The sequence below is a fragment of the Shinella sp. HZN7 genome, from assembly GCF_001652565.1.
Taxonomy (GTDB): Bacteria; Pseudomonadota; Alphaproteobacteria; order Rhizobiales; family Rhizobiaceae; genus Shinella; species Shinella granuli.
This window is the reverse complement of record NZ_CP015736.1, coordinates 388,236-400,672: the sequence shown is the minus strand read 5'-3', so window position 1 is coordinate 400,672 and position 12,437 is coordinate 388,236. Positions and strand designations below refer to the sequence as shown.

Sequence of the window (12,437 nt, the reverse complement as noted above, 5' to 3'; positions counted from 1 at the left end):
CCGGTCCCACACAGGAACGGGATGACACTAGGGATTCATTGGTCAATGGATTCCTAATGGAGTGCCAAATCGGGAACGGCGTCAAAAGCGTGGTAAAGGAAGGGTTTACGCGGTGTCAGGGGTGAGCGGGTGCCTGCGATTTCGCCACGATGAGAATGCCGGCGAGGGACACGACCAGCCCGCCGGCCATGGCCCAGGACAGGGGCTCGCCGAACATCAGCCAGGCCCAGACCATCGTCACCGGCGGGCTGAGATAGAGGACGGCGGTCACCCGTGCGGGCGAGGATTTGCGAAGCGCGAGATAATAGAGGCTCCAGGCGCCGAAGGTCGCGACGAAGACAAGCCAGAGGATGCCACCGATGAAGCCCCGGTCGAGAACCGGAAGCACGCCGCCCTCGTACCAGGCCGGCACGGCGAAGATCGCGGCCGCCGACAGGCACTGGATGCAGAGGCTCTGATAGACCGGCATGGCATTGACCGGGCTGCGCTTCTGCAGGAGCGTCGCCAGCGCCAGGGACAGGGTGCCGAGAACGGGAAGACCATAGGCCCAGAGCGGCACATGGCCGATCTCCAGCGACCAGCCGGAGGCGATGAGCACGCCGGCAAGGCCGATGAACGAACCGATCCACTGGCGACCCGTCAGCGCCTGGCCGAGAATGGGCCAGGACAGGAAGGCGACGGCCAGCGGCAGCATGTCGGTGATGAGCGCGACGAGGCCGGTGGGCACGCCGAGGCCGATCGCCAGCGCGAAGCCGGAGAGATAGCCGGCCATGGCCAGCGCGCCGAGCAGCATCTGGAAGGCGATGTCCCTGCCGCACATCCTTGGTCCCAGGGCGAGCGCGAAGGGCAGAAGCACCAGCCCGGACACGAGGCTTCGCCAGAAGAGGATGAGGAAGATCGGCGCATGGTCGCTGGCAAAGCGCACGCCGACGAAGCCCGCGCTCCAGCTCACGACCAGTGCCGCCTCGAGAAGGACGAGGATGCCGAGCGCCCAGAGCCGGTTCGGACGGAGGGAAGACGGCGCCGCAAGATCGGTGGGGCTCATAGCTGGTCCATGATCGAGATGGCGATCCTGCGGGCCGCCTTCAACCGCCCGTCATGCCCGTCGAGACCGGCGCGGGCCATGGCGCCTTCCAGCACGAAGGACAGGTGTTCCGCCACCGTGTCGATCGCGGCGCCGCCATCGGGCTTCATTTCGCGCAGACAGGTCCTGAAGAATTGCTCGACCTCCTCCTTCTGCAGCGCCACCGTCGCCCGGCCGGCATCGCCGACGGGCAGCTCGGCGGCGGCATTGAGCAGGCCGCAACCGCGAAATCCCCAGTCATAGGCGCGTTCGGCATGGTCGACATAGGAATCGAAGACCGCCAGCAACCGCTCCCGCGGCGTCCCGGCCTTCGCCAGCCGCTCGCCGCAAACCCCATGCCATTCCGCAAGGCGCGCCTCGAGGTAGGCGTTCACGAGATCGGACTTGGAGGAGAAGTTGTTGTAGAGGCTCATCTTGGCGACGCCCGCATGCGCGGTGATCGCATCGATCCCCGTAGCCCCTACCCCATCCCGGTAAAACAGCTCGGCCGCCGCCTTCAGCAGACGCTCGCGCGCAGGCACTCGCTTACCCATCGGCCTCTCCACAAATTATGTAGACCGATCTACCTATTTTCTACGCAAGTCAAGAGGGCACAGGCAAGGCATCGCCAAAACGGCGCCGTCCCGCGGGAAAACTGCAGACATCCGGATTTCAAGGGAGAAGAAGTGGTACGGTTGAGTGGAGTTGAACCACTGACCTCAGGTGCCACAAACCTGCGCTCTAACCAACTGAGCTACAACCGCACACGGCGCGTCCTGCGCGCTTGGTGCGTCACATAAGGGGAGCCGCACCATTTTTCAAGCGTTTTTTGCAAGCGCTCAAATGAAAATGGCCGAGCGACTGCCCGGCCATTTTATCATGGGGTCCAGCCCCGCACCAGACGGTGCTCAGACGGTCTTGAAGGACTTCATGGCCTTCTCGGCGGCAGACTTGCCGGGAGCGGCGACCTTCTCGGCAACCTTCTTGGAGGTTTCCTGCAGGGTCCTGGCCTGCTCGACGGCAACTTCTGCCTGCTTGCGCAGGAAGGCGGTCTGCAGTTCGAAGAGTTCGGAAACGGACTTCACGCCGAGCAGGGCTTCCATGTGCGAAAGCGAGTTCTCGGCATTGGTACGCAGCGCTTCGATGGCCTTGAGGCCGAGTTCGACGGAGCCGGCCTGGGCGCTTTCGAGCGTCGCTTCGACGGTCTTGGTGGCGTCTTCGGCAGCTTCCTTCATCTTGGCATAGGCTTCCTTGGTCTGCGAGGCGCCCTTTTCGGCGAATTCGCGGAAGCTCTCGGAAAACTTGCTCGGGTCGATGGATGCGATGGAGAATACGTCGTCGGTCTTCTTGGTAGCCATTGTCTGCGCTCCTTGGTTTGGCCCTCTCTAGAGGCGCCGTGTTCTTGGATGGCCCCTATATAATCGATCTTCTTTCGCATTGCAACAAAATTGTGCAGCGCACAATAAATCGCGAGGCCGTTAACCCTTCTGCCCGAAAGCCCGGGGCTTTGCGGGCCGGGCGCTGGACCCTCCGCCGGTGCGCCGCTATTAATAAAGTGTTAATCGAAAGCCGGGACGCCGGATTGAGACAGGCCTGAACATGTCCGCAAAGCAGTATCCCTTTATCGACGTCGCCGTCCATGAACGGGTGCGCCTGCCCTTCGCCCGGGGCGAGGCGGTCGTGCTGTTTTCCACGGACATGGCCCGCGTGCTCTGGGCCAACGGCCGCGGCGCGGCCCTCTTCGGCCATGACAATATCTATGACTTCCTCGATGCCAGGCCGGACCGCGCCGACGTCGCCTTCCGCCAGTTGGTCGCGACCGCCCGGCAGGTGCAGGTGCCGGGCGATCGACGCACCTTCCTCATGCGCATCGGCAGCGGCTTTCGCAGCGTGCCGGTGACGGCCGCCGTCGAGAGCGTCACCATCCGTCCCGGCGACGACGCGATGCTGTTCAGTGCGCCCGTCGATACCGGGCGGCAGAGCCCGCAGGAGGCCGCCGCCGCCATGCTCACCGGCTTCGACGACCCGGACACGCACATGGCCGTGCTCGACGGTGCCGGCGCGATCGTCGCCGCATCGGACGGGTTCGACGGGCTCTCCATCAGCCCGGAAACGCGCCGCGCCCTCGTCGAGGCCGCCGGGCGCAGCGCCGAGCGGCTCGTCAAGCGCCCGATCGCCACTGGCCGCGGCCACCTTCCCGCCGCCATCGGCCGCATCGCCGCCGATCCGCCGCTCCACCTGCTCTTCGCCGTCGAAACGATCCTCGGCCACCTCGACCCCGATGGGGGCGCGGCGGAACCCGTTGCCGAGACGCCGGCGGCAGCGACGGCGGACACCGAAATCCCGGCGCCTGCCGAGGAGACACAGGTTCGGGACGAGCAGATCGTCGAGGCGGCGGAGCCGGTTTCCGATCCCGAAGCCAGCCGTGCCGAGGACGAGGCGGCAATCGACGGCGCCGTGCCCTCGGCCTCCCCCGTGGAGCCCATCGCCGCTTCCGACGACGACGCCATCGAGGCGCTGGCCTCCGACGATCTTCCGCAGGCCGGTGCACCAGCCGAAAGCCTGCCGGAGGTCATTGCCGAGGAGCACGTTGCGGCGCATGCGGGTGAGGCTGGTGCCGAACGGGAAACACCTGTCGCGGACAATGGCGGGACGGGCAACACGAAGGCCAGCTTCCTCTTCAATCCGCAGGGCCGACCGATCCGCTTCGTCTGGAAGATCGATGCGGAGGGCCGGTTCAGCGAGATTTCGGACGAATTCGCCGCCGCCGTAGGCCCACACGCCGCCGGGATCGCCGGCGAGCGCTTCTCCGACGTCGCCGCACGCTTCGACCTCGACCCCGAAGGCAAGATCGGCGACCTCCTGCGCCGCCGCGATACCTGGTCCGGCAAGACGATCCTGTGGCCGGCCGAAGGCACCAACCTCGTCGTGCCCGTCGATCTCGCGGCCCTGCCGACCTATTCGCGCAACCGGGAATTCGACGGGTTCCGTGGCTTCGGCATCGTGCGCATCGCCGATGCTGCCCCCGATCCGCACGCCCGCGGCCTGGCGCTCGCCAGCGCTGCTGAAGATCCGTCCGTGGAGATGGAGGAGGTCTTCGCCGAAGAAGCCGGCACGCTCCTGGAGAGCGCGGCGGAGGAGCTGGGCGATACGCCCGACATGGCGGAGGACGCTCTAGCAGGCGCCGCGGACATGGCAGATGCTGCCTCCGGCATGCCGGACGAGGCGGTTCGTGCGGAAGAGCCGGCCCCGGTAACGCAGGAGGCCGCCGAAACGGAGGAGGCAGGAGCCGACGCCGCCGATGGCGAGAACACACAGGCGGTGCCCGACGACGACGAGCAGGATGTCTTCCGCGGCGAGCGCCCGGCGCTGCGCCTCGTCGAGACCCCGGCCCGCCGGCAATCCGACAAGATCGTGCAGCTCGAAACCCGGCGCAATCGCGGCGGTCTTTTCGACGGCCTTTCGACCGGCGAGCAGGCCGCCTTCCGCGAGATCGCCCGCCAGCTCGGCGAGACCTTCGGCAAGCGCAAACCGGAGGACCAGCCGTCGGCCGAGGTCATGGAAACGGCGGCGGGCGGCGAACAGCCGGACGAAACGATCCACGACGCCCGGCCGGAAACGTCGGAGGGCGACGAGGCTACCGGCGCCACGCCTGTCGCCGAGGAAACCGACGCGGAAGTGCCCGGCCTCGAAATCGGCCCGCATGCCGACGATCTCCTGAGCGAGGCACAGGCCGAGGCGCGCACCGCCATCGCCCCGCCGCGCCGGCAGATGGATTACGGCCTGACCGCCGCCGTCGTCGACGTGCTGCCCGTCGCGCTGCTGGTGCATGTCGGCGACCGGCTCATCCATGCCAATCCGGAATTCTTCCGCCTGACGGGCTATGCCAGTATCGAGGACCTCGAGGCCTCGGGCGGGCTCGATATCCTCCTGGCCGGCCCCGACGAGGATGCCGAGGACGGCGACGGCACCATGGCGCTGCGCCATGCCGATGGCGAGAGCACGAGCGCCGTGCACGCCCGCCTGCAGTCGATCCGCTGGGAGGATGGCACGGCGCTGATGCTGGCGCTGACGCCGCTGCACACCAAGCCGGCGCTCTCGCTGGTCGAGACGGCGCCTGCCCCGGCGGCGGAGGCCGAGGAACGCAATGCCGACCAGACGGCCGCCGCCGCGCTGCGTATCGAGGTCAGCGAGTTGCGCTCGATCCTCGAAACGGCGACCGACGGCGTCGTCGTCGTCGGACAGGATGGCGACATCCGCTCGATGAACCGCTCGGCCAGCGCCCTCTTCAACTACGACGAGGATGAGACGCGCGGCCGGCCCTTCGCCATGCTGTTCGCCCATGAAAGCCAGAAGGCGGTGCTCGACTATCTCGCCGGCCTTGCCGGCCACGGCGTCGCGAGCGTGCTCAACGACGGGCGCGAGGTCATCGGTCGCGAGGCGGCCGGCGGCTTCATCCCGCTCTTCATGACCATGGGCCGCCTTTCCTCCTCCGCCGGCTACTGCGCGGTCATCCGCGACATCACCCAGTGGAAGCGCACGGAAGAGGAGCTGCGCAACGCCAAGCGGGCCGCCGAGACGGCGAATGCCCACAAGAGCGATTTCCTCGCCCGCGTCAGCCATGAGATTCGCACGCCGCTCAATGCCATCATCGGCTTTTCCGACATGATGGCGACGGAGCGCTTCGGACCGATCGGCCATCCGCGCTATATCGAATATGCCAACGACATCGGCCGCTCCGGCCGCCATGTGCTCGATATCGTCAACGACCTGCTCGACATTTCGAAGATCGAGGCGGGCGAGATGGAGCTGGAATTCACCGCCGTCGGCCTCAACGAGACGATAGCCGAGGCGGTCTCGCTGGTGCAGCCGCAGGCGAATGCCCAGCGCGTCATCATCCGCACCTCCCTTTCGGCCAATGTGCCGCAGATCGTCGCCGACCTGCGCTCGATCAAACAGATCGCGCTCAACATCCTGTCGAACGCCATCCGTTTCACCCCGTCGGGCGGGCAGATCGTCGTGTCGACGGCCTATGAGGCGAACGGCAGCGTCGTGCTGCGTATCCGCGACACCGGCGTCGGCATGACGCGCAGCGAACTGGAACAGGCGATGAAACCGTTCCGGCAGGTGACGACGGGCGCGCGCAAGCGTGGTGACGGCACCGGCCTCGGCCTGCCGCTGACCAAGGCGATGGTCGATGCCAACCGGGCAAACTTCGCCATCAGCTCCACGCCGAACGAGGGCACGCTGGTCGAAGTGATCTTTCCCTCGCCGCGCGTGTTGGCAGATTGAGCCGATTGGATTAGAGCGGGGGGACGAGGGCAAGGCGCATTGACGGCCCCCTCACCCGGCTCCCGCCGCCTCCCCAGCGAGGTCCCCGCGTGAAGCGGGTGACGGGCAACCGCTCGGGGCGCCTGCCTGCCGAAGGACCCCTTTTCCCGAGGTGAACGCCTTGCAGGTATCTTCCGAAAGCCTACCCGGGCAGGTGCTCGCCCGCAGGTCCGGCATGCGACGCCATCCACTTCTGTCGGCCGCCGCCGTGCTGGCAGCCGCCATCGTGCTGATGCCGGCGATCGCCATCGTCGTCATCGCCGTGACGGGCGGCACCGACAATTGGCCGCACCTTGTCAGCAATGTCATTCCGCGCGCCACGCTGCGCACGCTGATCCTGCTTTCCGGCGTCGCCACGATCACGGCGATCGTCGGTGTCGTCACGGCCTGGCTGGTGGCGAGCTGCGAGTTCCCCGGACGCCGCCTGCTCTCCGGCCTGCTGGTGCTGCCGCTCGCCATTCCCGCCTATCTCGGCGCCTATGCGTTCGCGGAATTCTTCTCCTTCACCGGCCCGGTGCAGACGGCCTATCGCGCGCTCTTCGGCTTCCAGACGAGCCGCGACTACTGGTTTCCCGAGGTGCGCACCACGGGCGGGGCGATGCTGGTGCTGTCCAGCGTGCTCTACCCCTATATCTACCTCTCCGCCCGCTCGATGTTCCTGATGCAGGGCCGTGCGGCGGCCGATGTGGCGCGCACGCTCGGTGCGGGGCCGCTGAAGGTCTTCGCGAGGATCCAGATCCCCATGGCGCGGCCGGCGATCATGGTGGGGCTGACGCTGGTCGCCATGGAGACGCTGAACGATATCGGCGCAGTGGAATATCTCGGCGTGCAGACGCTCACCTTCTCGATCTTCGATACCTGGCTCAACCGCGGCAGCCTGGCGGGTGCGGCGCAGATCGCCTGCGTCATGCTGATCTTCGTCATCTGCCTGATGATGGTGGAGCGCGCCGCGCGCCGCCGGCAGCGCTTTTCCAGCCAGAAGACGACGGCGGCCGTGCACGATTCCGTGCGCCTGAAACTCGCCGGCTGGAGGAAATGGGCCGCAAGCCTTGCCTGCCTCCTGCCGCCGGTCATCGGTTTTGCCATTCCGGTCTTCGTGCTCGGCGGCTATGCCGCCCGCCGGCTGGAGCAGTTCGCCTCCACCCGCCTTCTTTCCGCGCTCTGGCACAGCGTTCTCGTCTCGGGCTCGACGGCGTTCGTCGCGGTGCTGCTCGCCTTCCTGCTCGCCTATGCCGCGCGCACCACGCGCTCGCGGCTGAATGCCGCCGCCGGCCGCTTCGCCTCCTTCGGCTATGGCGTGCCGGGCACCGTGCTGGCCATGGGCGTTCTGATTCCGCTCGCCAATTTCGACAATGCGGTCGATGCGTTCCTGCGCGCGCAGTTCGGCATCTCGACCGGGCTGCTGCTCTCCGGCACCGGCTTTGCCATCATCTATGCCTGCACGGTGCGTTTCCTCACCATGGCGGAAGGCACGATCGATGCCGGCTTCCACAAGCTTTCGCCGCATCTCGACATGGCGGCGCGCACGCTGGGGCGCACCAGCAGCCAGACGCTCTGGAGCGTGCTCCTGCCCATGATGCGGCCGGCGACGCTGACGGCGGCGCTGCTCGTCTTCATCGAGACCATGAAGGAACTGTCGGCGACGATCATGCTGCGCCCGTTCAACTTCAACACGCTGGCGACCCTGGTCTACGAGGATGCGTCGCGGGCGAAGGTGGAGGATGCCGGCGTGCCCGCCATCATCATCGTCGCGGTCGGGCTCATTCCCGTCTTCCTCGTTTCGCGATCGCTCGACCGGAAGGGCGGACAATAAAAAAGAGGGCGGCATAAGCCGCCCCGATAGTTGAATGCTGTCCAACAAAAGCGTGGTGAACGGCTTCATGCCATCGGGGTCGGGTGCGACCGGAACGCCCGTCATCGGGCGCGCTCAAGTTGGCACGACCTTGCGCCATTCCGGCTTAACAAATCCTTACCTGACCGGTTCCGGCACAAACCTTTCGTTCACAACTTCGAAAACTTGGTTAATGCCGACGCTGGCAACCGTTAACGCCGGCAGCGCTCACGATTTCAGCGCCTCCAGGCCGGCGAAGAGCTCCAACGCTTCCGGATTGGCGAGTGCTTCCTTGTTCTTGACGGGCCGTCCGTGCACCACCTCACGCACGGCAAGCTCGACGATCTTGCCCGACTTGGTGCGCGGGATGTCGGCGACCTCGATGATCTTCGCCGGCACATGGCGCGGCGAGGCGCCGGTGCGGATCTTCGTGCGGATCGTCTTTTCCAGCGCCTCGTCCAGCACCTTGCCAGGGGCGAGGCGCACGAAGAGCACGACACGCACGTCGTCGTCCCAGTCCTGACCGATGCAGAGAGCCTCGACGACCTCTTCCAGCTGCTCGACCTGGTTGTAGATCTCCGCCGTGCCGATGCGCACGCCGCCGGGGTTCAGCGTCGCATCCGAGCGGCCGTGGATGATGATGCCGTCATGGCTGGTCCACTCGGCAAAGTCGCCATGGCACCAGATGTTGTCGAAGCGCTCGAAATAGGCGGCGCGATACTTTGCGCCGTCCGGGTCGTTCCAGAACATGACCGGCATGGAGGGGAAGGCCCTGGTGCAGACCAGCTCACCCTTTTCGCCGCGCACCGGATGGCCGTCCTCGTCCCAGACGTCCATGGCAAGGCCGAGGCCGGGGCCCTGGATCTCACCGCGCCAGACGGGTCGCAGCGGAATGCCGAGCACGAAGCAGGAGACGATATCCGTGCCGCCGGAAATGGAGGCGAGCTGCACGTCCGGCTTGATGCCCTCGTAGACGAAGGAGAAACCTTCGGGCGAGAGCGGCGAGCCGGTGGAGGTCAAGAGGCGGAGGCTGGAGAGGTCATGCGTCGTCCGCGGCGTGAAGCCGCCCTTGCGCACGGCGTCGATATATTTGGCCGACGTGCCGAAAACGGCGAATTTCTCGGCTTGCGCATAGTCGAACAGCACGTTGCCGTCGGGATGGAAGGGCGAGCCGTCGAACAGGCAGAGCGTCGTGCCGACCGCAAGGCCGGAGACCAGCCAGTTCCACATCATCCAGCCGCAGGTGGTGAAGTAGAACAGCCGCTCGCCTTCGACGAGGCCGCAATGCAGGCGATGCTCTTTCAGGTGCTGCAGCAGCGTGCCGCCGGCCGAATGCACGATGCATTTCGGCACCCCCGTCGTGCCCGACGAGAAGAGAATATAGAGGGGATGGCGGAACGGCAGTTGCGCGAAGGTGAGGGGCTTGACCTCATAGGACGCCATCAGCGCATCGAGCGTGCGGCCATCCGGCAGGGCACTGGCGAGCGCCTCCGCATCGCCGGCATAATGCACCACCACGACGGGGGCACCCAGCTTTTCGGCGACGGCCTTCACCTTGGCGGAGACGTCCTGCAGCTTGCCCGCATACCAGTAGGCATCGCAGGCGATGAACAGTTTCGGCTCGATCTGGCCGAAGCGGTCGAGCACGCCCTGTTCACCGAAATCGGGCGAGCAGGAGGACCAGATGGCGCCGAGCGAGGCTGCAGCGAGCATGCAGGCGACGGTTTCCGGCATGTTCGGCATCATGGCGGCGACGCGGTCGCCCTCGCCGATGCCCATGGCGGCAAAGGCCTGCTGGAGCTTCGAGACGCGGTCGCCAAGCGCATCCCAGGACCAGCGGTAGGACACCTTGTCCTCGCCGCGGAAGACGATGGCATCGTCCGAGCCGGTCTTCTTCAGGAGGTTTTCCGCAAAGTTCAGCCGGCCCTCGGGGAAGAAGCGGGCTTCCAGCATGCGCTCGCCGTTTTCGAGCGCCACGCCGCCCTTTTCGCCGATGACCTCGCCATCGTCCCAGACCGCGGTCCAGAACGCTGCGCGGTCCTCCACCGACCAGGCATGCAGATCATCGTAGGATTTCAGGTCACGCCCGGCGATGCGGCTGCCGGCTTTCATGAACAGGGCCATCGGGCTGTTTGCCAGGATATCCGCCGAAGGTTTCCACAAGGGCATTTCTGACGTCATGCTTTCCTCCACTCCATGGCCTTCGTATAGCATGTTGCGCCGCAGTATAAAGTGGCGAATGCCCGTTCGCGCCGTCGCCGAACGCAATTCCGCCATGGCGACATTTGATTTCTTCTGCCCAAGCGCCTATCCCCGTTCGCTTGAAATGATGTGCACGCTGCCGGTAGAGGACCCGCACCCGAATGACCCTTTCCCGTTTCATCCAGTCGCGGCATCTCGTGCGGGGAATCCTTGTCGTTCTGGTGCTGTTTGCCGCCGTGCGCATCGGCTTTCCCTTCCTCATCCAGACCGAGACGGTGAGCCGGGAAATCGAAAGGACGCTCGAGGCCTGGACCGGCGCCGATGTCGAGATCGGCCAGGCGGCGGAGTTCGCCTTCTGGCCCTATCCGCAGGTGACGCTCGGCAATGTCCGGATCGTCACACTGACCGACAGGAGCGAGCTTGCGCATATCGAGGCCATCTCGGCCAGCTTCGACCTCTTCGGCGCGGTGCGCGGCAAGCCGGTCTTCAGCGATTTCGATCTCATGCGGCCGACGATCCGCGTCGGCTGGGATGCCGACGGCGTCTTCAACTGGCGCCACAGTGGCTGGCTCATGCAGGCGATCGATGCAACCAAGTCGGCCCCCGAAGGCCAGGCGATACCGGAACTGCCGGAGGAGCGCATCGGCACGATCAACGTGGTCGATGGCGTCATCGAGGTCGCGCAGGACGACGGGGCCGCGCCCTTCCGCATTTCGGATATCAACGGCAACATCGACTGGCCCGCCCTGCGGCGGCCGCTCGACCTCGCGCTCTCCGGCATCGTCAACGGCGAGATGAGCCGCTGGACCTTCGACTGCAACCAGCCGCTCGCCCTCCTGGCCGGGCACAATGCCACCGTGCGCACCAACCTTGCCGCCGATCCGACGACGGTGAACTTCGAGGGCATCGCCAATCTTTCGGCCAACGCCTTCGTCGCCGGCAACATGACGCTGTCGACGCCCTCGCTCGGCCATCTCCTCGCCTGGCAGGGCAAGGACATCCCCTCCGTCGGCAATCTCGGCCACATCAATGCCGAGGCGAAGGTGACGACGGCCGGCTATACGGCCAAGCTGGAAAACCTGAAGCTGACCCTCGACAATGCGCAGGCGACCGGCGTGCTCGACGTCAACATGCCGCCGGACGGTCTGCCGCAGGTGGGCGGCACGCTGGCCTTCGACCGGATCGACCTTCGCGCCTTCCTGTCCGCCTTCTCGCCGCTTCCGGGCGCCGACCAGGCGGCGGGCGGCATCGACACCGCCTTCATCCACCAGTTCGGCATGGACCTCAGGCTTTCCGCCAAAAGCGCGGATTTTGCACCCTTCTCCCTGCAGGACCTTGCCGCCGGCATACGCATCGAGAACGGCCGCGCGTCCTTCGACATCGGCGACAGCCAGTTCATGGATGGCCGCATGACCGGGCGCATCGCACTCACCGAACAGGGCTTTCGCGGCGGCGGGCGGCTGCAGATGTCGCTGAGCAATGTGGATATCGGCGCGATCGTCAACACGCTCGCCCTGCCCGGACCGCTGCCGGCGGGGCGCGGCTCGGCGGATTTCGAACTGTCGACAGACCGGCCGCTCTGGGCGACCACGGCCTCCGACATGTCCGGCCAGTTCCGGCTGGCCATGGGGCCGGGCACGCTCACCCATTTCAACCGCCGGGCCTTCGAGGAACGGGCGGGGAAAAACGCCTTCTTCAACTTTTCCGAGGCGTCGGACGGATCGTTCGATTTCGTGCGGGCCGATGTGGAGGCCAAGCTCGACCGGGGCCTTGCCGAACTGACGAAGGCGCAGGTCGAGGGCAACGAGAAGCTGCTGACGCTGTCGGGCATGATCCCCTATCGCAGCGGCAGCGTGGCGCTGGCCGGCACGCTCGCCGACCGGCCGCAGGCCGATGCCGCCGCTGTCGTCACGCCGGCGATCAGCTTCTTCGTCGGCGGCTCGTGGCCGGAGCCGGTGATCTCGCCGATCTCCATCCTGATGGGGCAGCAGCCCCGCCAGTAGTCCGCGC

7 protein-coding genes and 1 tRNA gene are annotated in these 12,437 nt (G+C 66.3%); 3 read left to right on the top strand and 5 right to left on the bottom strand.

Going from position 1 to position 12,437, the window contains the following annotated elements:
• Window positions 1-115 precede the first annotated feature (115 nt).
• The 4 genes from shn_RS01925 to shn_RS01910 form a co-directional block, all read right to left on the bottom strand.
• Window positions 116-1,045 (bottom strand): DMT family transporter, encoded by a 930-nt coding sequence (locus shn_RS01925; protein WP_064328934.1) that lies wholly within the window; start codon window positions 1,043-1,045, stop codon window positions 116-118.
• A complete protein-coding gene (locus shn_RS01920) occupies window positions 1,042-1,617 on the bottom strand; it encodes a TetR/AcrR family transcriptional regulator (RefSeq protein WP_064328933.1) in 576 nt (191 codons plus the stop codon). Before shn_RS01920 ends, shn_RS01925 begins: the two co-directional genes overlap by 4 nt.
• A gap of 133 nt (window positions 1,618-1,750) precedes the next feature.
• A tRNA-His gene (locus tag shn_RS01915) sits at window positions 1,751-1,827 on the bottom strand.
• A 144-nt stretch (window positions 1,828-1,971) separates the two neighbouring features.
• Window positions 1,972-2,421, bottom strand: coding sequence for a phasin (locus tag shn_RS01910; RefSeq protein ID WP_064328932.1), 450 nt, complete (start codon window positions 2,419-2,421; stop codon window positions 1,972-1,974).
• 241 nt (window positions 2,422-2,662) lie between these two features.
• Here shn_RS01910 and shn_RS01905 point away from each other — a divergent pair, with 241 nt between their 5' ends.
• Window positions 2,663-6,355 (top strand): PAS domain-containing sensor histidine kinase, encoded by a 3,693-nt coding sequence (locus shn_RS01905; RefSeq protein WP_064328931.1) that lies wholly within the window; start codon window positions 2,663-2,665, stop codon window positions 6,353-6,355.
• A gap of 214 nt (window positions 6,356-6,569) precedes the next feature.
• On the top strand, window positions 6,570-8,207 hold the full coding sequence (locus shn_RS01900; protein ID WP_064328930.1) for an iron ABC transporter permease: 1,638 nt from the start codon (window positions 6,570-6,572) through the stop codon (window positions 8,205-8,207).
• A gap of 246 nt (window positions 8,208-8,453) precedes the next feature.
• Here shn_RS01900 and shn_RS01895 read toward each other — a convergent pair whose 3' ends face one another.
• Entirely contained in the window at window positions 8,454-10,406 is a 1,953-nt protein-coding gene (locus tag shn_RS01895; RefSeq protein WP_064328929.1) for an acetoacetate--CoA ligase, read from the bottom strand.
• Window positions 10,407-10,588: 182 nt separating this feature from the next.
• On the opposite strand from shn_RS01895, the gene shn_RS01890 reads away from it, so the two are divergent.
• On the top strand, window positions 10,589-12,430 hold the full coding sequence (locus shn_RS01890; protein WP_064328928.1) for an AsmA-like C-terminal region-containing protein: 1,842 nt from the start codon (window positions 10,589-10,591) through the stop codon (window positions 12,428-12,430).
• The last annotated feature ends 7 nt before the right edge of the window (window positions 12,431-12,437 follow it).